This is a genomic window from Nocardia sp. NPDC058519, from assembly GCF_042719755.1.
Classification (GTDB): domain Bacteria; phylum Actinomycetota; class Actinomycetes; order Mycobacteriales; family Mycobacteriaceae; genus Nocardia.
Map to the genome: position 1 here is coordinate 180,165 of NZ_JBHXNK010000002.1, position 20,743 is coordinate 200,907.

Genomic DNA, 20,743 nt, shown 5'->3' on the forward strand with positions numbered 1-20,743 from the left:
TTGAGTTGTCGGTGGATCAGTGACCCATGCCCATGCCGCCGTCGACCGGAATGACGGCGCCGGAGACGTAGCGGGAGTCCTCGGAGGCGAGGAAGCTGACCACAGCGGCGATGTCTTCCGGCTGGCCGAGACGCTGCAGCGGAATGTACTTCTTCGCCATGGTCTTCAGATCTTCAGGCAGATCCGCGGTCATGTCGGTCTCGATGAAGCCTGGGGCGACCACGTTGGAAGTGATCGAACGCGAGCCGAGCTCCCGAGTGAGCGACCGCGCCATACCGATGACGCCGGCCTTGGACGCGGCGTAGTTGAGCTGACCGGCCTGGCCGGCCATGCCGACCACGGAACCGAGGAAGATCATCCGGCCCCAGCGACCCTTCAGCATGGCCCGGTTGGCACGCTTGGCACAGCGGAACGCACCGGTGAGGTTGGCGTCGATGACCCGCTCGAACTGATCCTCGGTCATGCGCATCAGCAGGGTGTCGTCGGTGATGCCCGCATTGGCGACCAGCACCTCGACCGCACCCTGGTGCTCCTCGACCTCGGTGAACGCACGATCGACCGACTCACTGTCGGTGACATCGCATTTCACACCGAACAGACCCTCGGGCACCCCCGATCCACGATGGGTGACGGCGACCTTGTGGCCGTCGGCCAGCAGACGCTGCGCAACGGCGAGACCGATACCGCGGTTACCGCCGGTGACCAGGACCGACCGGGATGTGACGTTCGACATAGGGTCCAACCTATCTGTTCCGATTCGTGCGCCCCGCGTCAGGGTCGCGCCGTTGCGACAGCTCACAAGGCGGGGCGGTGGGAGCTAGGGCAGGCGTTGACGATAGAGCAAACTGACAACGACTCCCGCCGCGATGGCCAGCATGCCGAGCAACAGCCAGGGCCTGCTCGCATCGCCACGCGTGGTCTCGTAGCCGATCTGTTCCTCGAGGGTGTCGTAGACCGCGGTGAGTTCGGCCAGCGACGAGGCGGTGTAGAAATCACCGCCGGACAGCTCGGCGATCTCGCGCAACGAGTCGTTGTCCACGGGCACCTTCACCCGCTGCGAACCCTTGCCGTCGGAGTCCGGGATCTCGACCGTGCCCCATTCGGTGCCGAAGGAGATCGTCGAGACCGGGATGCCCTTGTTCTTGGCCAGGCGTGCGGCGGTGAAACCGTGCCGCGGGTTGTCGACGTCCTTGTCGTCGGGCACGGTCTGCTTGCCGTCCGACATCAGCACCACCCGCGCGGGTGGGGGCGTCTCGGCGCCACCGAGCACGGCGGCCAGGGTGTCGATCGACTGCAGGGCGGTGAGGATGCCCTCGCCGGTGGCGGTGCGCTCGGCCAGCTTGATGTTGTCGATCGAGTGCTTGACCGCTTCGCGGTTGGTGGTCGGCGACACCATCACCGAGGCCGTGCCCGCGAACGTGACGAAACCGAGGTTGATGCCGGGGGTCAGGCCTTCGACGAATTCCTTACCGGCCTTCTGCGCGACCTGCAGCCGGTTCGGCGGCACATCGGTGGCCTCCATCGACAGCGAAACATCCATCACCAGAACAACGGTCGCGCGGTTACGCGGCACCTTCTGCACAGCGGTCGGACCGGCCGCGGCGATGGTGAGCAGGACAAGCCCGGCCAGGATCAGCGCGATCGGCGCATGGCGCATCGGGCTCGGTCGCGACGGGGCGACGCGCTCCAGGATGGCCATGTTGCCGAACTGCAGCATCCGCTTGTGCCTGGCGCGCTGCACCAGCACATAGCCGAGCACGAGCAGAGCGACGACCGCGAGGAAACCGAGCCAGACGACGGCCGTGAAATGCGAAATACTCACTGGCGAGGCACCCGCCCGCTCGGGGCGCCGAGGCTGTGGCGCCGGGTGGACACGAACCGGACCACGTCGGCGATCCAGTCCCGATCGGTCTGCAGGGTGAGCACCGGCGCGCCGCAGCTGCGCAGCGCCTGCGCCACCTGCTCACGCTGGGCTCCGGCCGCGGCCGCGAAATCGGCACGCAGCGTGGGGGTGACGCTGAACTCGCGGGTGCGCCCCGATTCGGGATCGTGCAGCACCACGTCGCCGCCGTCGGGCAGCGCGATGTCGAGCGGGTCGAGCACCTCCACCGCGAGCAGGTCGTGGCGCGCGGAGATCGCGCGCAGGGAACGCTGCCAGTCCACGTCACCGAGGAAATCGCTGATCACCACGGCCAGACCGCGTTTGCGTTGCGGACGGCGCAGCGATTCGATCCCGGCCTTGAGATCACCACGCACACCGTCGCGGGCGTGCGGGGTGGTCGCGATACCGCGCAGCAGGGTCTGGGCGTGCATGCGCCCGCTGCGGGCGGGAATGCGCACCAGATCCTGACCGGTCGCCACGACCGCGCCGATCCGGTTGCCGCCGCCGGAGGTGAGGTGGGTGATCGCCGCGGCCGCCGCGATCGCGAGATCGCGCTTGTGCACCCGGCCGGTGCCGAAGTCCAGGCTGGACGACAGGTCGACGACGAGCCAGGTCTCGAGCTCGCGGTCGGCGATCATCTGCCGCACGTGCGGATGGGTGGTGCGGGCGGTGACCGACCAATCCATCTGCCGCACATCGTCACCCGGCTGATACAGCCGCGCCTCCCCCGGTTCCGAACCCGGACCGGGGATCAGGCCCTGGTGGTCACCGTGCAGCACGCCGTCGAGGCGGCGCCGCACGGTCAATTCGAGGGTCTTGAGCGCGGCGGCCAGTTTCGGGTCGGTCAGTTCACCGGCACGGAACGAGGGCGGAGCGTGAGACGACATGGGCACGCGGACAACGGGTTCCGGCGCACTCACTGGGGCGCGACGGAGCCGGCGGGCTGGGACTGCTGCCCGTTCACCGGCTGCGGCACAGGCTGTTGCTGGGCGGGCGGCTGCGGCACCGGCTGCGGGGCGGCCTGACCGTTGACGGCCTGCGGAGCGACCTGCGGCAGACCGACGGTCTGCAGCACCCGCTTGATGACGTCCTCGGGCGAAACCTCGTCGGCCAGTGCGTCATAGGACAGCACCAGACGGTGCCGGAGCACGTCCGGGATCACCTCGACGACGTCCTGGGGCACCACGTAGTCACGGCCACGGATCAGCGCGACCGAGCGCGCCGCGGCGATGATGCCGAGGCTCGCGCGCGGGGAAGCGCCGTAGGAGATCCAGCTCGCCACATCGTCCATGCCGAATTCGCCGGGCGTGCGGGTCGCGGTGATCACGCGGACCACGTAGTCGACGAGCGCGTGGTGCACGAAGACGTTGGCGGCCACCTTCTGCAGGCGGATGATGTCCTCGGGCTCGAGAATCTGATTCGGCTCGGGCGCGCTCACACCCATCCGGTAGATGATCTCGCGCTCTTCCTCGACCGAGGGGTAGTCGACGAGGACCTTGAACAGGAAGCGGTCGCGCTGCGCCTCTGGCAGCGGGTACACGCCTTCGCTCTCGATCGGGTTCTGGGTCGCCATGACCAGGAACGGATCGGGCATCGGGTAGGTCTTGCCGCCGATCGACAGCTTGCGCTCGGCCATCACCTCGAGCAGTGCCGACTGCACCTTGGCCGGTGCGCGGTTGATCTCGTCGGCGAGCACGAAGTTCGCGACGACCGGGCCGAGCTCGGTGTCGAATTCCTCGCGGCCCTGCCGGTAGATGCGGGTACCGATGAGGTCGGTGGGCACCAGGTCCGGGGTGAACTGCACCCGGGAGAACGAGCCGCCGATGACCTTGGCGAAGGTTTCCACCGCAAGAGTCTTCGCGACGCCGGGCACACCTTCGAGCAATACGTGTCCGCGTGCCAGCACGGCGACGAGCAAACGCTCGACGAGCCGATCCTGACCGACGATAACCCGCTTGACCTCGTAGATCGCCTTCTCGAGAGTCTGGACGTCACGCTCCAGGGTGCTCGGCGCAGCCGTACCGGCGTCCTTCGCCAGCTTCGGCCCGCTCACACCTTCCGTCGAAGTCACCAACATCCCCGCTTTCGCTTTGGTCCTGTGCGTGCGGCACCAACTATTCCATTGAATCGCCCGGTGCGCCGCAACCGGCCAGTACTAGACGGGGATTCGTCATGTGCGTGACGGCACTCACCCGCGGCGGCGAGTGTGGCGCCCATCGCACCGATTTCGCCCCCCACCAGCGGCGATACGCTCTCAGCCGGTGACGATGCGGACCGCGTACGGCATGATGCCGTCTTCGCGGACCGGGGAAATCTTCACGACATCCCCGGATTCAGGGGCCTCGATCATCTTGCCGTTGCCCAGATACATCGCCACGTGTTCGCTGCCACCGGGGCCCCAGAAGAGCATGTCGCCGCGTTCGCGATCCTCGACGTTCACCCGGGTGCCCGCGTTGTACTGGTAGCCGCTGTAGTGCGGCAGCGAGACGCCGATACCGGCGAAGGCGTAGAGCATCAGGCCCGAGCAGTCGAAGCCGACCTTCTCGAAGTCGCCGTGGGCGTCGCCGGTGCCGCCGTCGCGGATGCCGAGGGTGGGCCCGTCCTCGTCGCCGCCGCCCCAGGCGTAGGTGACGCCGAGTTGCGACATCGCGCGGTCGACCACCGTTTCGACCGCGGCCGAACCGGTGACCTGTGGCTGCGAGGGGCGCGGCTTGGTTCTGCGCGGGGACGCCGGGGTCGACTCGAGGTCGGTGTGCGGGCGCTTGCCCTCGTTGAGCTGGGCGGCGCGGTCGCGGGCGGCTTTGTCGGCAGCGGCGCGCGAGGCGGCGGCGTTGGCCGCGGCCAGCAGGGCCAGCACCTCGGCTTCGCGCTGGTCGTCCCAGCTCAGGAAGATCTCGCGCTGGCTCTGGAGTCCGGCGACGGTCGAGCGGGCGACGTCGAGGGCGGACTGAGCGGCGCTGCGGTCGCGGCGCAGGTTGTCGCGAGCCACGGCCTGGGTGTCGAACTCGGTTTTCGCGATGTTCACCGCGGTCTGGGCGGCGTCGCGCTGGCGTTCCGCGCCCGCAGCGGCGGTATCGGCGTCGACCTTGGCTTGGCGGGCGGCGGAATTCTGGTTGGCCTGGGCGACCTGGGCGCGGCGCAGATCGTCGAGGATCTGTCGCTGGTTCCTCGACACCATGCCGAGCACCTGTGCGCGGTCCATCGCGGCATCTGGGGTCGAGGAGGCGAGGTAGGTGACGACCGAGCTGTTGGCGGGGCGCACGTAGGCCTGAGTGGCGACCTGATCGAAATCCTGTCGTGCCGCAACGACTTTCACGCCCGCGTCGGCCAGTTGCGTCTGGCTGTCGGTGACGGCGGCCGCGGCCGCGTCGGCGGCGTCGCGCGCGGTCTGCAGGTCGACGAGCGCCCGGTTGACCGCTTCGCGTTTGCCCGCGAGCTCGTCGTCGAGTTCGCGCAACTGCTGATCAGCCGCGGCGACGCGATTGATCAGCACGCCGATCTCGCTCACCCGCGCGTCGACCTGTGCGCCCGCGCCCGCGATCTCGCCGTCGGACGGATTGGGTGGCGGGGGTGGTACCGCCGCGACCGGTCCCGCGACGCCGAGTACAACCAGCACCGCCAGCAAACCGATCGCTATCCGTAATAGACCTGGTTCGTCCTGCCTGCCTGTACCGCGCACGGCACCTCCGAGTATCTCGACTCGACATACGCCACCGGCACATCAGCCGAAACACCGACCACAAGAGTCGACCAATGCCCCCTGTACCACTGCATTCACGATCGCGATCACCGCAACCGTACGACACATAGTTCCCAAAGGAAACATCTGCCACAGTGGCGCGCGGCAACAATTCATCGATTGCTCAGAATTTGCCTGACGCGGGACAGTTTTCTACCCGAAAGAACAGACCACTGGTCTGGAAATGTGACTGGAGTGAAACCAGTTAGTTGGTGGAACTCGCATCGATGCGCGGCGACGCGGCGGCGGCCGGTGCCTCCACATCGGGACCGCGGCGCACCTTGACCAGGTACAGCCCGGCGATCACCAGCACCATCAGGGTCATCAACACCGCGGTGATGACCCCCCAGGAGACGCCTTCCGGCTGCTCGAGCCGGTTGACGAAGGCCTGCACGGCCTCCTCGGGATGGTTGCCCTTGTACTTGGCCGAGTCCTCGGCCCACTCGAGCCGAACCCGGCTGATGCTGTCGCTGTAGGTACCGATCCAGTCGTCGCTGAACACCGCGACGGTGCCGTGCGTGCTGTCACCGACCTCGGTGGCCAGATCACGTAGGCTCGAGTCGTGGCCGGGATTACCGGGAACGATGACGACACTGAGCGGGATCCCCTCGGATCGCGCCTGTGCGACGATCGCCGCCAGTTTCTCCTGATCCTGACCCTTGGGGGCCGCGACGTGATTGTCGGCGAGGTCGGACGCGACGCTGCTCAGCACGGTGTTCGGCGGCAGTTCGGCCGCCATCGGCGCAAAAGTGGTCATGTTCCATCCGGTCTGTCGAGCCACGATCGCCGGTGTCGCGACGGGCGTCCAACACTGCCAAGGTGAGCGTCACTGCGTCTTCCCCGACTTCGCTCGTCAGGCACAGTACGCGACATAGCGCTCGACTACGCCTACACGGCACCACCGACGGCCCCCGCGTATTTCATAGGACAAGCGTACTGTTAGGCTCGTACGGCGAGGAAACCGGCGTCTCACGGCGCCGGATACCCCCTCCGAAGACGCGAGTCGCCGGCACAGCCCCGCCGGCGGCACACCCTCACACATGAGTGGAGCTGACGTGACGAAGATTGATACCTTCGGCGCCAAAGGCACGCTCGAGGTCGGAAGCAACTCCTACGAGATCTTCCGTCTCTCGGCTGTTCCCGGCACCGAGAAGCTGCCCTACGCCCTGAAGGTGCTGGCAGAGAACCTGCTGCGCACCGAGGACGGCGCGAACATCACCGCCGACCACATCCGCGAGATCGCGAACTGGGACCCCTCGGCACAGCCGAGCGTCGAGATCCAGTTCACCCCCGCGCGCGTGATCATGCAGGACTTCACCGGCGTGCCCTGCATCGTCGACCTCGCCACCATGCGTGAGGCCGTCACCACCCTCGGTGGCGACCCGAGCAAGGTGAATCCGCTCTCCCCCGCCGACATGGTCATCGACCACTCGGTGATCCTCGATGTCTTCGGCCGCGCCGACGCACTGGAGCGCAACGTCGACCTCGAGTACGAGCGCAACGGCGAGCGTTACCAGTTCCTGCGCTGGGGCCAGGGTGCCTTCGACGACTTCAAGGTCGTCCCCCCCGGCATGGGCATCGTCCACCAGGTCAACATCGAGTACCTGGCCCCCACCGTCATGGTCCGCAACGGCCAGGCCTACCCCGACACCTGTGTCGGCACCGACTCACACACCACCATGGTCAACGGCCTGGGCGTGCTGGGCTGGGGCGTCGGTGGCATCGAGGCCGAGGCCGCGATGCTGGGCCAGCCGGTCTCCATGCTGATCCCGCGCGTCGTCGGCTTCAAGCTGACCGGTGAGATCGTGCCCGGCGTGACCGCCACCGACGTAGTGCTCACCGTCACCGACATGCTGCGCAAGCACGGCGTCGTCGGCAAGTTCGTCGAGTTCTACGGTGCCGGTGTGTCCGAGGTGCCGCTGGCCAACCGCGCCACCCTGGGCAACATGAGCCCCGAATTCGGTTCCACCGCGGCGATCTTCCCGATCGACGAGGAGACCATCAACTACCTGCGCCTGACCGGCCGCACCGACGAGCAGCTCGCGCTCGTCGAGGCGTACGCCAAGGAACAGGGCATGTGGCACGACGCGGACAAGGAGCCGGCGTACTCGGAGTACCTGGAGCTGGACCTGGGCACCGTCGTGCCGTCCATCGCCGGTCCGAAGCGCCCGCAGGACCGCATCCTGCTCAGCGACTCCAAGAACGCGTTCCGCTCCGACATCGTCAACTACGTCGGCGAGGGTGAGCTCACCGCGCTGGACGAGGCAGGCGAGGAGTCCTTCCCCGCGTCGGACTCGGTCGCCGTGTCGGCCAACGCCGCCGACGACACCTACACCCCGGCCCACTCGGCCGCCTCGGGTGCCAACGGTCGTCCGTCCAAGCCGGTCGAGGTCGTCGGCGAAGACGGCAACAAGTTCGTGCTCGATCACGGCGCTGTCGTGGTCGCGGGTATCACCTCCTGCACCAACACCTCCAACCCGTCGGTCATGCTGGGCGCCGCCCTGCTCGCCCGCAACGCGGTGGAGAAGGGTCTCGCGACCAAGCCGTGGGTGAAGACCAACATGGCGCCGGGTTCGCAGGTCGTCACCGACTACTACGAGAAGGCCGGTCTGTGGCCCTACCTGGAGAAGCTTGGCTTCTTCGTCGGTGGCTACGGCTGCACCACCTGCATCGGTAACACCGGTCCGCTGCCCGAGGCGATCTCGGCCGCGATCAACGACAACGACCTCTCGGTCACCGCGGTGCTCTCGGGTAACCGCAACTTCGAGGGTCGCATCTCCCCCGACGTGAAGATGAACTACCTGGCTTCCCCGCCGCTGGTCATCGCCTACGCGCTCGCGGGCACGATGGACTTCGACTTCGAGACCGACGCGCTCGGCCAGGACACCGACGGCAACGATATCTTCCTGAAGGACATCTGGCCCTCGGCCCAGGAGATCGACGACACCATCAAGGCGTCGATCAGCCAGGACATGTTCCGCAACTCCTACGCCACCGTCTTCGACGGTGACAAGCGCTGGCAGGGTCTGGCCACCCCGGAGGGTGACACCTTCGCGTGGGACGAGAAGTCGACCTACGTGCGCAAGGCGCCGTACTTCGACGGCATGTCGATGGATCCCTCCCCCGTCACCGACATCTCCGGCGCTCGCGTGCTGGCGCTGCTCGGCGACTCGGTGACCACCGACCACATCTCCCCGGCAGGCCCGATCAAGCCCGGCACCCCCGCCGCGCAGTACCTCGACGCCAACGGTGTGGCCCGCAAGGACTACAACTCGCTGGGCTCGCGTCGCGGTAACCACGAGGTCATGATCCGTGGCACCTTCGCCAACATCCGGCTGCGCAACCAGCTGCTCGATGACGTCTCGGGTGGTTACACCCGCGACTTCACCCAGGACGGTGGCCCGCAGGCGTTCATCTACGACGCCTCGCAGAACTACCAGGCCGCGGGCATCCCGCTGGTCGTGCTCGGTGGCAAGGAATACGGTTCGGGCTCCTCGCGTGACTGGGCCGCCAAGGGCACCAGCCTGCTGGGCGTGAAGGCCGTCATCACCGAGTCGTTCGAGCGCATCCACCGCTCCAACCTCATCGGCATGGGCGTTGTGCCGCTGCAGTTCCCGGCCGGGCAGTCCGCCGCGTCGCTGGGCCTGACCGGCACCGAGACCTTCGACATCGCGGGGATCACCGCCCTCAACGAGGGTGTCACCCCCAAGACCGTCAAGGTCACCGCCACCGCGGAAGACGGCAAGGTCACCGAGTTCGACGCGGTCGTCCGCATCGACACCCCCGGTGAGGCCGACTACTACCGCAACGGCGGCATCCTGCAGTACGTGCTGCGCAACATGATCCGCGGCTGATTGTTCGACCCGGTGGCGCAGCATCGTAAGGTGTTGCGCCATAAGGGCATTCATTTGCCCGTGAATAATGCGACAGCCCCCGTCTCGGTTCGCCGGGGCGGGGGTCCGTGTATCCGCTAGCTGGAGGAATCATGCCCAAGGTCAGCGACGACCACCTCGCCGCCCGCCGCAGCCAGATCCTCGACGGTGCACGACGCTGCTTCGCCGAATACGGCTACGACGGCGCCACCGTGCGCCGCCTGGAAGAGGCCATCGGCCTGTCCCGCGGTGCGATCTTCCACCATTTCCGCGACAAGGACGCTCTTTTCTTCGCCCTGGCCAAGGACGACGCCGAACGTATGGCCGAGGTCGCCGCCAACCAGGGCATCGTCCAGGTGATGCGCGATATGCTCGCCCGCCCCGAGGAATTCAACTGGCTCGGCACCCGCCTCGAGATCGCCCGCCGAGTCCGCACCGACCCCGAATTCCGCGCGGGCTGGACCCAGCGCTCGGCCGAACTGACCGCCGCGACGCTCGCCCGCCTGGAGCGTCGCAAGGCCGCGGGCGCCCTGCGCGACGACGTCCCCACCGACGTCCTGCTCGGCTACCTCGACCTGGTTCTCGATGGTCTCATCGCCCGCATCGCCTCGGGCCACACCAACGAAAACCTTTCCGCCGTACTGGATCTCGTCGAGGCCTCGGTGCGGCGCAAGGAATCCTGAGACGCCACACCCGCCTGTTGTGAGCGGCGTCCACCGGTCCCTGCGTGGGTGGTGGATGTGGCCTACATTGGTCTCCGGGGTGGTCCTGATTCACGCAACACTCAGGGGTGGTGGCGGTCGTGCTCGAGCATGCGTCCGGGGCGAAGACACCGTGGCCCGGTGCTGCGCGCGATGTGCCGCGTGACCGATCGGTGCGGGTGCCACGCGATGCCGTGGATGTCGCTGCGGCGGGAACGGTTGTCGCCGCAGCAGCACTCGGCGCGCTGACGCTGCTCGCGACCATCACCACCACCGATTCCCGGACCACGGTGGCCGTGACCGCGGCGCTGCTGGCGGTGTGCCTGCCGATCTATCTGCGGCACATCGCCTGCGCCGTCCGCGACGCGATTCCACCCGCCGCACACCGCACGTCCGCGGTCCTGGCCACGCTGGTCATGGGCGCGTCACCGCTGGTGGGCGCCGGGTGGTTGAACAGCGTGCATCTCGTCGCCGTGGTCATCGCACTGACACTTCGACCAGCGCTCGCGATGCCGATCGCGCTGGCGCTGGTCGCCGCTGTCGCACCGCTCGCCACCCTGCTCGGAGCGTCGGCGCCGGAGACGATCTGGTTGGCGGTGACCACCGGCATGCAGGTGGTCGCGGTCTACACCCTGGTGTGGATGGTCGTCGCGCTGCGTCGATTGCGCGGTGCGGCGGCGGTGCTCGCCGAGCAAGCCGTCGCGAAGGAGCGGCTGCGCATCGACGCAGCGATCACCCGAACTGTCGAGACAGCGCTGGAATCGATCGCCGAATCATGTGATCGGGCAGCGGAATTCACTACCCGCGGCGACGCGGCGGCAGCGCGCACGGAACTCGGTACGCTCGTCGCCACCGCACGGAGTGGTCTGTCACAGGCGCGAGGATTGATCCACAGCTTCCAGGAGCCCGACTTCCGCCGCGAGATCATCTCCGCCGCAGCACTGCTGACGGCGGCAGGTATCGACGCCCGCATCGACCTGCCCGCGGCCGGACCGCCGACGCCCTACCGAGACCCCCTGCGGGCCGAGCTACGCCGCGTGCTCGCCGGGCTGCTGCGCGATGGCCCGACCGGCCCCGTGCTGATCGCCGTGCATCAGGTCGACGCCCATTGGCTGCTCAGCTGCACCGTCGGCTTGTCGAGCGACGGCAACTCCGCCGATTCCATCGGCGCCGCCGATTCCACCAGCTTCGCCCGGACCGCCACCGCAACCGTCGAACCGAAAACTGTTCCCGCATCGCCGGTTCGACATGACTGAGGTCGCGCACCCGCTGGTCGGCCCCTGGCTCGCGACGCCGCGAACCGCACGATCGCTGCTCATCGGTGCGACCTGTGCGACCGGCCTTCTCCCGCCGACGCGGGCGACTTTCGCAGGAACCGAGCAGGTGGGACCCGCAGTCCTGTGGTGGGCGCTCGCGGCCGGGCTCGTTGCCGTCCACCTGTACCACGCGTTCAGCATGGTCGGCCCGTCCCACAGCTTCGGCAGCGACGGCACGGACCATCAGGTGAGTACCGACGACCGCCGTCCGCGCGGGTGGCCTGCGACGTTCGCGCTATCGGCGGCGCTCGTCTATCTCCCGATGATCTGGTCGCCGACGGCGTGGGGCATCAGCCAGGTGTACTTCGTCGCCTCCGCCGCGCTGCTGTTGCGCGGCGTGCCGCGTGGCCTGCTCGTCGCAGCACCGATAGTGGTCACTGCTGTCGGCACTGCGGTCACCGGTGTCGACTCCCGACATCTTGTCCCGGCCATCGAAGTCGTGGTTGTGTTCACCGCGCTCGCAGGTTGCCTCGTCGGCGTGACTCACCTGGTCCGCGCGGTGCACCAACTCGACCGCACACGCACCTTGCTCGCCGACCTCGCAGCCGACCGAGAACGGCTGCGGTTGTCTCGGGACCTGCACGACTTACTCGGACAAAGCCTTTCGGCGGTATCGCTCAAAGGTGACCTGGCCACCGCCTTGCTGCCGAGCGATCCGGAGGCGGCACAGTCGGAGATACACAGCATCGGTGAGCTCACCCGCGACACTCTCCAGGCGATGCGGCGGGTCACCCTCGGCGAACACACCATCTCGCTGCACACGGAAGTCGTCGGTGCCTGCGCGCTACTGTCTGCCGCCGGAATCGACACCCACCACCGACTCGACCTGCCTGCGCTGACACCCGAAGTCGACAACACGTTCGCGTGGGCCACTCGCGAAGGCGTCACCAACGTGTTGCGCCACAGCACCGCACGCACCTGCTCGATCGTGGCAGGTCGGCGCGAGGGAACGTATTTCCTCGAAATCGTCAACGACGGCGCGCACCGCACGAAAGGCACCGGACACGGGCTGTCCGGACTCGCGGAGCGCACCTCCGCTCTGTCTGGAACCGTGTCCGCGCGGTGTGGCAGTGACGGCAGTTTCCGTCTGCGTATCGAACTCCCAGGGGGGACACCATGATTCGCGTGCTCGTCGCCGAGGACATGCACATGATCCGGGGTGCGCTGGTCGCCCTACTGACCCGCGAGGAGGACATAGAGGTGGTCGCCGAACTCGACAGTGGCAACCACGTCATCGACGAGATCACCCGCACCCGACCGGATATCGCCGTGCTCGACATCGACATGCCCGGTCTCGACGGCCTCAGCGTCGCCGCGCTCATCAACGAACAACTGCCCGAAACCCAGGTGCTGATCCTGACCGGACTGAGCCAACCGGGCTACCTGCTACGCGCGTTGCAGGCGCACGTGCGCGGATTCGTCGTCAAAGACGCGCCTGCGCAGACGCTTGCCGACAGTATCCGCAAGGTCGTCGCAGGTGAGCGGGTGATCGACACCGACCTGGTCGCCGCGGCATTGGAGACCGGCGCAAGTCCGCTGACCGCCCGCGAAGCCGAGGTCATCCGAGCGGCCGAGACGGGGATCAGCACCGACGAGATCGCGACGACGTTGTTCCTGTCGCCCGCGACCGTGCGCAACTATCTGTCGAACGCGATCACCAAGATCGGTGGGCGCAACCGCATCGATGCGATCCGCATCGCACGCAACGCGGGCTGGCTGTGACATCGCCCGGCCGACGAACCCGACCGCCGATATGCCGCCGGGTTCGCGCTGCCACCACTCAGTCGGAAGCGGCCGTGATCGTCGCCACCACCTCGCTGGGATGCGACACCGGGGAGGCGTGCGACGACTTCACCTCACTGACCCGAGCTTTCGCACGCTCGGCCTGGAATCGTTGGGATGCGGGCGGCAGGATCTGATCTTCGGTCGAGACCAGATACCACGACGGGACCGACGCCCACGACGGCTCCCCGCTCGGCTCGGCCTGCGCGGCTGCCGCCGTAGGACGTTGGCGCGCGGCGAGGCTCGACGCGACCTCGGCATCGACATCGTGCGCGAACACAGCACCGTACTGATCGGGTTTCAGCGTCACCTCCGCCCCGGCGTCGGTGGGCTGGATCAGCAATGCCGGACCGATCCTGCTGCCCGGGTACTTCGCGGGATCCGAGAGTTCCTGTACCGCTTCCCCCTTCATCGGCGCGAAACCGGCGATGAACACCGCGGCTTTGACATCGGGCCGGTGGATATTGCTGATCACCGCACCGCCGTAGGAGTGCCCGACCAGCACCACGGGCCCGGCGATCTTCGCAATCGCCGACGTGACAGCGGCCGCGTCCGAACTCGGACCGCGAAGCGGATTCTCCGGTTGGACCACCTGATAGCCCTTGCCGCGCAGCAATCCGGCGACCGTATCCCAGCTGGAACTGTCGGAGAACGATCCGTGCACCAGCACGATCGTCGGCTTGACCGCGACAGCGGTCGTCGGCGCCGAGGCTGATCCCACATCGCTCCCGCACCCGGCCGCGACCACCACGGCGGTAGCGGTGAGCGCGATAGTGACAAGTCGGAGCCGGACAAGCTTGTGCATGGCGTTCCATTCTCGTAGTCGTCGGTCTCTCGACTGAGAATCACAGCCCGACCCGTGTGCCGAGTAGATGTCGATGTCTACGGAATCCGATGGCAAATGTCATCGTTCCAAGCGAACTCTGTTCCGCTGTAATCGATCTCACGGCACCGTCACGACGACACCGAGAATCCTGAGCTACGCTCGAGTCGGCCATGGAGTAGTTCAGCAGGTAGAACGCCGACTCCACAGGACGGATGCCGCGGGTTCGATTCCCGCCTCCATGGCCGCCGAACTTTTCGCCGATTGCGCGCGGCGGGATCCTCATCGGCGGTCATTTCGCAGACAGGGATCGGCGGGTCAGGTCGCCCAACCACTGAGCAAGGCTCGCGAGATCCGGTCCAGGGCGGCACGATCCGCGGGCTCGAGCACCGACAGCATCGCGGTCTCGTTCTCGGTGTGCGCCACGACCACCGTGTCGACGAGTGCGCGCCCCTCCTCGGTGAGCGCCACGCGCACGGCGCGCCGATCCTCGCGATCGGCGATGCGGCGAACCAGGCCCGCCGCTTCGAGCCGGTCGATCCGGCCGGTCATCCCCGCGCGCGACAGCATCAGGGTATCGGCGAGCACCGACGGGTTGAGTTCGAAGGGCGTCCCCGAACGGCGCAGTGCCGCAAGCACATCGAACTCACCGCGCTGCAAACCGTGTGTGGTGAACACACTTTCGATCCGCGCCATGGCGATGTTCATCAGCCTGCCGAGCCTGCCGAAGACCGCCATCGCCTCGAGCTCCAGATCGGGTCGCTCCCGCTGCCACTGGGCCGTGATCGCATCGACGACATCCGGTTCGCGTTCATCCATGGACACGATTCTATTCGCTGAGATATAGTTCGGTAGCGAATTATCAACCGGCGAATGGAAAAGACATGACGAACGCCCGCGACATCGCCCTCTGCCTGCCCGAGGACGCCGAGACCCTCGGCACCGAGAACGTGCGGATGCGCCTGCTCACCGACGCGAATGCCAGCGACGGCGCGGTCAGCACGCTCGAGGTCACCATGACTCAGGGCGCCGACGGCGCCGCACCGCATTTCCACACCCGCTCCGACGAGCTGTTCTATGTCGCCGACGGCGAACTCCAGGTCATGGCGGGCGATCGCATCCTCACCGTCGGCGCGGGCGGCTCGCTGGTCGTCCCACGACAGATGCCGCACGCCTTCGGCGCCACCCCCGACAGCGGCGCGCGCATCCTCATCGCCCTGATGCCCGGCGTCCAACGCTTCGAGTACTTCCGCCTGCTCGACCGCCTCATCCACGGCGAGGCGACCCACGACGAATTCGTCGCCGCCCAAGAGGAATTCGACAATCACTTCGTCGACGCTCCCGCCTGGTGGGCCGAACGCAACGCCCATCGGGCCTGACCCGTCATGCACCAGCCCTGATACTGTGGCCGAGATTGCACCAGGATCGGGAACAACACGACCGGAGCAGCCGGTTCTACGCCGTATGACGTTCTCCGTACCGGTCCTCGTCCGCGGCTACGAGCTCGACACCCAGGGCCATCTCAATCACGCCGTCTACCACCAGTACGGCGAGCACGCTCGATGGGAGCTGCTGCGCGCGGCGGGCATCCCGCAGGACAAATTCATCGCCAGCGGCGTCGGCGCGGTGGTACTCGAGTCGACCATCAAGTACAAGCGTGAGCTGCGCGGTGGCGACGAGGTCACCGTGACCTGCGCCTTCGACTGGCGGGACGGCGAGAAGGTCTTCCGGTTCCATCACCAGATCATCAAGCTCGACGGTACCGTCGCCGCGGAGATCACCGTCGTGGCCGGCGCGATGGATCTGACGGCCCGACGACTCGTCGCCGACCCGGCCCAGCACTTCCGCGAGCTCGCCGAGAATCCCGAACTGCTCGGCCTCTAGAGACCGCACACGGCGCGGCAGGCAACATCCGGCACAGACCCGGGGACGCCTGCCGCGCCGTTGTCATCTGCGTTTGCTGCCAGATTGCCCATGAGAACACAGTTGGCGCATCCGAGTTGTCCGAAATTCTTTCCCCGCAAGGCGATCACGCGCCGCTCGGCGGTTTGCCCGGCGCTCCGCAAATCTTGCGAACCCGCTCGGCGGGCCACGCGTTCACGCTATGATCCGAAGCACCTTTTGGGGTTCTGGCAAATCGCGAGCAGACGAGAAGATCGGAGTGAGTGCCCATGACCGACGCCATCCACCTCCCCGCAACCGCGTTGTCCCGGGATCGGGGCCCCGCCTTGCGCGGATTGCTGGTGGCCGAGTCCGATCGCGACATCTCGGTGCGCGTGGACGGTGGCACCTGGACTTTCGACCGCAACGACATCGTGCGACTCACCGAAGACCGCGCGGGCGCGGGTGAACGTCAGGTACGGGTCGACATCCGCCCCGGCGCCACCGCCGACTTCACCCGGCGCATGCGCGTCGAGCTGGTCGACCGGCCGATCACCCTCGCGCCGGAACCGTCGGAGGCGCTGGGCGACGAGCAGCTGGCCCGCGCCACCCGCGGCTGGGCCACGAAACTGCGCATCGCCGAACGGGGTGGTGTCACCGGGGCGACGTTCACCTTCCACGACGGCATCAACTGCGACAGCCTCGACTGAAACGGCACAGAAGTTATGGAAGGCGCTACCGACGCCGTGCTCATCGTCTCCGAAACCGACGACCTGCACGCCGATGCGCTGGCGTCGACCCTGCGAGAACACCACGGGCTCGACCCGATTCGACTCGACCTGCGCGACTTCCCTTCCGAGACAGGGAGTTTCCGGCTCGACAAGGCGGGCACCAACCGCGCGCTCTCTCATGTCCACGGTCTCGACGACGTGCGCGCGGTGTGGTGGCGCAGGCCGCACCCGTGCCGGGTGCCGCACGGCGTGCGCGCCGCCGACGACGAGTTCCGCCAGGCCGAATGCGACGGATTCCTGCAGGGCATGCTGTGGTCGATCCCGGCCTACTGGGTCAACGATCCGGCCGCCGAACGCACCGCGACGCGCAAGATCGTGCAGCTCGAAACCGCGCAGCGGGCGGGTTTCACGATCCCGGAGACGCTGATCACCAACGACCCGGACGAGGCCCGCAGCTTCGTCGAATCCCGCTGTGGTCCGGTGGTTTACAAACGCACCGGCACCGGCCGTGGTGAGTTCTCGGAGACCAGGATCATCACCGGGCCCGAGCTGAGCAGACTCGACTCGATCCGCTCGACGCCGACCACATTCCAGGACTATGTGGAAGCCAGCTGCGATCTGCGGGTGGTGTGGGTCGACGGTGTCGCGTGGAGTGTGCGCATCGACTCCCAGGCGGGGGTCGGCCGCATCGACTCGCGCCTCGACACCTCGGTCGCCTTCGCGCCCGATCGGCTACCGGCGTCGGTCAGCAAGTCCCTCGCGACCCTGATGGGCGCGCTCGGACTCAGCTTCGGCGTCGTCGACCTGCGCCTCGGCAGCGATGGCGAGTACTACTTCCTCGAGGTGAACCCGCAGGGGCAGTTCGCCTACCTCGAGATCAAGACGGGGCTGCCGCTGTTCGCCAGCCTGGCGAATCTGCTGGTCCGCGGGGACGGAGCCGTCGCAGGCTGGTAGCGGCCGGCGTCGACGACGCGCGGCTCAGTCGGCCGGATTCTTGCGCCGGTTGGCGCCGCCGCGCCCACGCAGTTCGACATGTGACTCGACCAGCACATTGTGGATGAAGCCGTACGAGCGGCCGGTGGACCTGGCCAGGGTGCGAATGGACGCGCCCGCCTCGTACTGCTTCTTCAACTGGGACTGCAGCCGGTCGCGGGACTTGCCCGTTACCCGGGTGCCCTTGCCCAGCGCTGCCTTGCCGATCGTCGATTTACCCTTGGCCGACCTAGCGGCCTGTCTGGCACTGTCGCTCATGGCTTCCTCCGAGTCGCCGAGCACTCCTTCCAGGCTAGACACTCCGCACTCGGTGATCAACGAAAACAGTGATCAAACTCACGCGATACCGGCGAGTTCCTCCCCGACACCGCGTTTCACGCACGACACACCGGCCCCTGGGCGGTGTCTGACCTTCGCCTGACTCCGGGGCGCCGCGTGGTGACGCTGCGCTACCGCCTCCGCGCCCTGACAGATCAGGCGAGGTCGATGAGCTCCGCGTACTCGGCGGACCAGTGGTCCTCGGTGCCGTCGGGAAGCAGAATGACCCGCTCCGGGTTGAGCGCCTCGGCCGCGCCCGGATCGTGCGTCACCAGCACCACGGCGCCCGCGTAGGTGCGCAGCGCCTCGAGTACCTGCTCGCGCGAGACCGGGTCGAGGTTGTTGGTCGGCTCGTCGAGCAGCAGCACGTTCGCCGCCGAGGACACCAGCCCGGCCAGCGCCAGACGCGTCTTCTCACCGCCGGACAGCGTGCCCGCGGGCTGGTCGAGCTGCGGCCCGGTGAACATGAACGCACCGAGCAGGCTGCGCAGCTCCTGCTCCCCCGCGTCCGGGGAGGCGTGGCGGATGTTCTCCCACACCGAGGCCTGATCGTCGAGGGTGTCGTGCTCCTGGGCGAAGTAGCCGACCTTGAGCCCGCGCCCCTGCTCGACGCCACCCGCGGTCGGCGTCTCGACACCGGCGAGCAGTTTCAGCATGGTCGTCTTACCGGCACCGTTGAGCCCGAGCACCACCACGCGGCTGCCCTTGTCGACGGCGAAGTTCACGCCGGTGAAGATCTCGAGCGAACCGTAGAGCTTGGTCAGGTCCTTCACCATCAGCGGAGTCTTGCTGCAGGCCGCGGGCTCGGGGAACCGGATGCGGGCGACCTTGTCGCTCACGCGCACGTCGTCGAGCTCGTTGATCAACCGTTCGGCGCGGCGCACCATCTGGTGTGCCGCAGCGGCTTTGGTGGCCTTCGCGCCGAGCTTGGCGGCCTGCTGACGCAGCGCGCCCGCCTTCTTCTCGGCGTTGGCGCGTTCGCGGACGCGGCGCTGCTCGTCGGTGGCGCGGGCGTCGAGGTACTTCTTCCAGCCCATGTTGTAGACGTCGGGCTCACCACGCACGGCGTCGAGGAACCACACCTTGTTGACCACGTCGCCGAGCAGTTCCACGTCGTGGCTGATCACGATCAGTCCGCCGTCGTGGTTCTGCAGGAACCCGCGCAGCCAGGTGATGGAGTCGGCGTCGAGGTGGTTGGTCGGCTCGTCGAGCAGCAGGATGCGGTCCGAGCGCCCACCCGAGCCGTCGGACGCGGAGAACAGGATGCGGGCCAGCTCGATGCGGCGCCGCTGACCGCCGGAGAGGGTGCGCAGCTGCTGGTCGAGGACACGGTCTGGCAGGCCGAGGCTGTTGCAGATGCGCGCCGCCTCGCTTTCGGCGACGTAGCCACCGAGCGAGGAGAACTGGTCTTCGAGGCGGCCGTATCGGCGAATCGCCTTGTCGCGCGCGGCATCGTCGGCGACCTCGGCCATTTCGACCTGGGCCTTCTCCATGTCGCGCAGCAGGACGTCGAGCCCGCGCGCCGACAGCACCCGGTCTTTGGCGATCACATCGAGATCGCCTTCCTTCGGGTCCTGCGGCAGGTAGCCGATGTCGGTGGAGCGAGTGATCTTTCCGGCGTACGGTTCACCCTCGCCCGCGAGGATGCGCAGGGTGGTGGTCTTGCCCGCACCGTTGCGACCGACCAGTCCGATCCGGTCGCCGGACTGCACCCGCAGCGCCGGCCCAGGGGCCGAGAGCAGGGTGCGGACTCCGGCCCGGACCTCCAGGTCGGTCGCCGTGATCACAGAGTTCTCCTCAGAGTAAGACAAACGGGAAAGGTATTTCGGCAAGAACCACTTATTTTACCGTCGACGTCCCCGGAAGCCGAACCCGGCGCTGCCCGATGTGAGCGTGGTTACTCTCGTGCCATGACTACCGATCTACTTGGCCGCACCGCTCTCGTCACCGGAGCCAGTCGCGGCATCGGGCTCGCGACCGCGGCCGAACTGATGAGCCGGGGCGCGAACGTACTGATCACCGCCCGTAAACCCGAACCGCTCGAGGTCGCCGCGACCGAGCTGCGCGCGCTCGGCCACAAGGGTCAGGTGAGCACTCTCGCCGGCAATGCCGGCGATGCCGACGCGCGCGCCGAGGCCGTGGCCAGAGCCGTCACCGAGTACGGCTCGCTCGACATCCTGATCAACAACACCGGCATCAACCCCGTCTACGGTCCGCTGATGGATGCCGATCTGGGCGGCGTCAGCAAGATCTTCGATGTGAACGTGGTGGCCTCGCTCGGCTATGTACAGCAGGCCTACCGCGCGTGGATGGCCGAGCACGGCGGCGCCGTGGTGAACGTGGCCAGCGTCGCGGGTATCCGGTCGTCCGGCGTGATCTCGGCCTACGGCGCGTCGAAGGCGGCGCTGATCCGGCTCACCGAGGAGCTGGCGTGGCAGCTGGGCCCCAAGATCCGTGTCAACGCGGTGGCGCCGGGCGTGGTCAAGACCAAGTTCGCCGATGCGCTGTATTCCGACGACGAGGAGCGCGCCGCGAGCGTGTACCCGATGAAGCGGCTCGGCGCACCCGAGGACGTGGCCCGGCTGATCGCGTTCCTGGTGTCCGACGAGGCCGCGTGGATCACCGGTGATTGTGTGCGGGTCGACGGCGGGTTCCTCTCCACCGGCGGCATCTGAGACATCGCATGGATGCCGAAGGGCGACACC

Annotated in this window: 20 protein-coding genes and 1 tRNA gene; 11 read left to right on the forward strand and 10 right to left on the reverse strand. The window is 67.5% G+C overall.

Translation table 11 applies throughout. The features are described 5' to 3' along the window. Positions 1–16: 16 nt before the first annotated feature. The 6 genes from fabG1 to ACFWPK_RS03245 all read right to left on the reverse strand — a co-directional run bounded on the left by fabG1 (position 17) and on the right by ACFWPK_RS03245 (position 6,378). Positions 17–733 (reverse strand): 3-oxoacyl-ACP reductase FabG1, encoded by a 717-nt coding sequence (fabG1, locus tag ACFWPK_RS03220; protein ID WP_378912907.1) that lies wholly within the window; start codon positions 731–733, stop codon positions 17–19. An 84-nt stretch (positions 734–817) separates the two neighbouring features. Continuing rightward, positions 818–1,822, reverse strand: coding sequence for a VWA domain-containing protein (locus ACFWPK_RS03225; RefSeq protein ID WP_378912908.1), 1,005 nt, complete (start codon positions 1,820–1,822; stop codon positions 818–820). Beyond that, positions 1,819–2,769, reverse strand: a complete 951-nt coding sequence (locus ACFWPK_RS03230; protein WP_266290289.1) for a DUF58 domain-containing protein — start codon at positions 2,767–2,769, stop codon at positions 1,819–1,821. The genes ACFWPK_RS03225 and ACFWPK_RS03230 overlap by 4 nt, the downstream gene beginning before the upstream one ends. Positions 2,770–2,798: 29 nt before the next feature. Continuing rightward, positions 2,799–3,959 carry an AAA family ATPase gene (locus ACFWPK_RS03235; protein WP_378912909.1) on the reverse strand — a complete coding sequence of 387 codons (1,161 nt, stop codon included), beginning with the start codon at positions 3,957–3,959 and terminating at the stop codon, positions 2,799–2,801. Between the two features lie 177 nt (positions 3,960–4,136). Next, positions 4,137–5,498: an NlpC/P60 family protein gene (locus tag ACFWPK_RS03240; RefSeq protein ID WP_378912910.1), complete on the reverse strand. Its 1,362-nt coding sequence runs from the start codon at positions 5,496–5,498 to the stop codon at positions 4,137–4,139. A gap of 328 nt (positions 5,499–5,826) precedes the next feature. Next, positions 5,827–6,378, reverse strand: coding sequence for a DUF6676 family protein (locus tag ACFWPK_RS03245; protein ID WP_378912912.1), 552 nt, complete (start codon positions 6,376–6,378; stop codon positions 5,827–5,829). Between the two features lie 283 nt (positions 6,379–6,661). On the opposite strand from ACFWPK_RS03245, the gene acnA reads away from it, so the two are divergent. The 5 genes from acnA (at position 6,662) to ACFWPK_RS03270 (ending at position 13,232) form a co-directional block, all read left to right on the forward strand. Then, positions 6,662–9,475: an aconitate hydratase AcnA gene (gene acnA, locus ACFWPK_RS03250; protein WP_378912914.1), complete on the forward strand. Its 2,814-nt coding sequence runs from the start codon at positions 6,662–6,664 to the stop codon at positions 9,473–9,475. 131 nt (positions 9,476–9,606) lie between these two features. Next, positions 9,607–10,176, forward strand: coding sequence for a helix-turn-helix domain-containing protein (locus ACFWPK_RS03255; RefSeq protein WP_358072240.1), 570 nt, complete (start codon positions 9,607–9,609; stop codon positions 10,174–10,176). Between the two features lie 119 nt (positions 10,177–10,295). Then, positions 10,296–11,450, forward strand: a complete 1,155-nt coding sequence (locus ACFWPK_RS03260) for a hypothetical protein (RefSeq protein WP_378912916.1) — start codon at positions 10,296–10,298, stop codon at positions 11,448–11,450. Between the two features lie 127 nt (positions 11,451–11,577). Next, positions 11,578–12,630 carry a sensor histidine kinase gene (locus tag ACFWPK_RS03265; RefSeq protein WP_378912918.1) on the forward strand — a complete coding sequence of 351 codons (1,053 nt, stop codon included), beginning with the start codon at positions 11,578–11,580 and terminating at the stop codon, positions 12,628–12,630. Beyond that, positions 12,627–13,232, forward strand: coding sequence for a response regulator (locus ACFWPK_RS03270; protein ID WP_378912919.1), 606 nt, complete (start codon positions 12,627–12,629; stop codon positions 13,230–13,232). The genes ACFWPK_RS03265 and ACFWPK_RS03270 overlap by 4 nt, the downstream gene beginning before the upstream one ends. Positions 13,233–13,290: 58 nt before the next feature. Here ACFWPK_RS03270 and ACFWPK_RS03275 read toward each other — a convergent pair whose 3' ends face one another. Continuing rightward, entirely contained in the window at positions 13,291–14,097 is an 807-nt protein-coding gene (locus tag ACFWPK_RS03275; RefSeq protein ID WP_378912920.1) for an alpha/beta fold hydrolase, read from the reverse strand. 190 nt (positions 14,098–14,287) lie between these two features. Between ACFWPK_RS03275 and ACFWPK_RS03280 the strand changes: the two genes are divergently transcribed. Continuing rightward, a tRNA-OTHER gene (locus ACFWPK_RS03280) sits at positions 14,288–14,360 on the forward strand. A 73-nt stretch (positions 14,361–14,433) separates the two neighbouring features. Here ACFWPK_RS03280 and ACFWPK_RS03285 read toward each other — a convergent pair. Further along, complete coding sequence (locus ACFWPK_RS03285; protein WP_378912922.1) at positions 14,434–14,934, reverse strand: MarR family winged helix-turn-helix transcriptional regulator; 501 nt, start codon at positions 14,932–14,934, stop codon at positions 14,434–14,436. 137 nt (positions 14,935–15,071) lie between these two features. Between ACFWPK_RS03285 and ACFWPK_RS03290 the strand changes: the two genes are divergently transcribed. The 4 genes from ACFWPK_RS03290 to ACFWPK_RS03305 all read left to right on the forward strand — a co-directional run bounded on the left by ACFWPK_RS03290 (position 15,072) and on the right by ACFWPK_RS03305 (position 17,681). Further along, entirely contained in the window at positions 15,072–15,494 is a 423-nt protein-coding gene (locus ACFWPK_RS03290; protein ID WP_378913148.1) for a cupin domain-containing protein, read from the forward strand. Positions 15,495–15,579: 85 nt separating this feature from the next. Further along, complete coding sequence (locus ACFWPK_RS03295) at positions 15,580–15,999, forward strand: acyl-CoA thioesterase (RefSeq protein WP_378912923.1); 420 nt, start codon at positions 15,580–15,582, stop codon at positions 15,997–15,999. A gap of 287 nt (positions 16,000–16,286) precedes the next feature. Then, on the forward strand, positions 16,287–16,706 hold the full coding sequence (locus tag ACFWPK_RS03300; RefSeq protein WP_378912925.1) for a hypothetical protein: 420 nt from the start codon (positions 16,287–16,289) through the stop codon (positions 16,704–16,706). Between the two features lie 15 nt (positions 16,707–16,721). Continuing rightward, positions 16,722–17,681 (forward strand): MvdC/MvdD family ATP grasp protein, encoded by a 960-nt coding sequence (locus tag ACFWPK_RS03305; RefSeq protein ID WP_378912926.1) that lies wholly within the window; start codon positions 16,722–16,724, stop codon positions 17,679–17,681. A gap of 24 nt (positions 17,682–17,705) precedes the next feature. Here the strand turns inward: ACFWPK_RS03305 and ACFWPK_RS03310 are convergent, their stop codons facing one another. Together ACFWPK_RS03310 and ACFWPK_RS03315 are read right to left on the reverse strand one after the other, a co-directional pair. Further along, positions 17,706–17,978, reverse strand: coding sequence for a helix-turn-helix domain-containing protein (locus ACFWPK_RS03310; RefSeq protein ID WP_266290315.1), 273 nt, complete (start codon positions 17,976–17,978; stop codon positions 17,706–17,708). 215 nt (positions 17,979–18,193) lie between these two features. After that, entirely contained in the window at positions 18,194–19,825 is a 1,632-nt protein-coding gene (locus ACFWPK_RS03315) for an ABC-F family ATP-binding cassette domain-containing protein (protein ID WP_266290317.1), read from the reverse strand. 123 nt (positions 19,826–19,948) lie between these two features. Here ACFWPK_RS03315 and ACFWPK_RS03320 point away from each other — a divergent pair, with 123 nt between their 5' ends. Further along, complete coding sequence (locus tag ACFWPK_RS03320; RefSeq protein WP_378912927.1) at positions 19,949–20,713, forward strand: SDR family oxidoreductase; 765 nt, start codon at positions 19,949–19,951, stop codon at positions 20,711–20,713. The last annotated feature ends 30 nt before the right edge of the window (positions 20,714–20,743 follow it).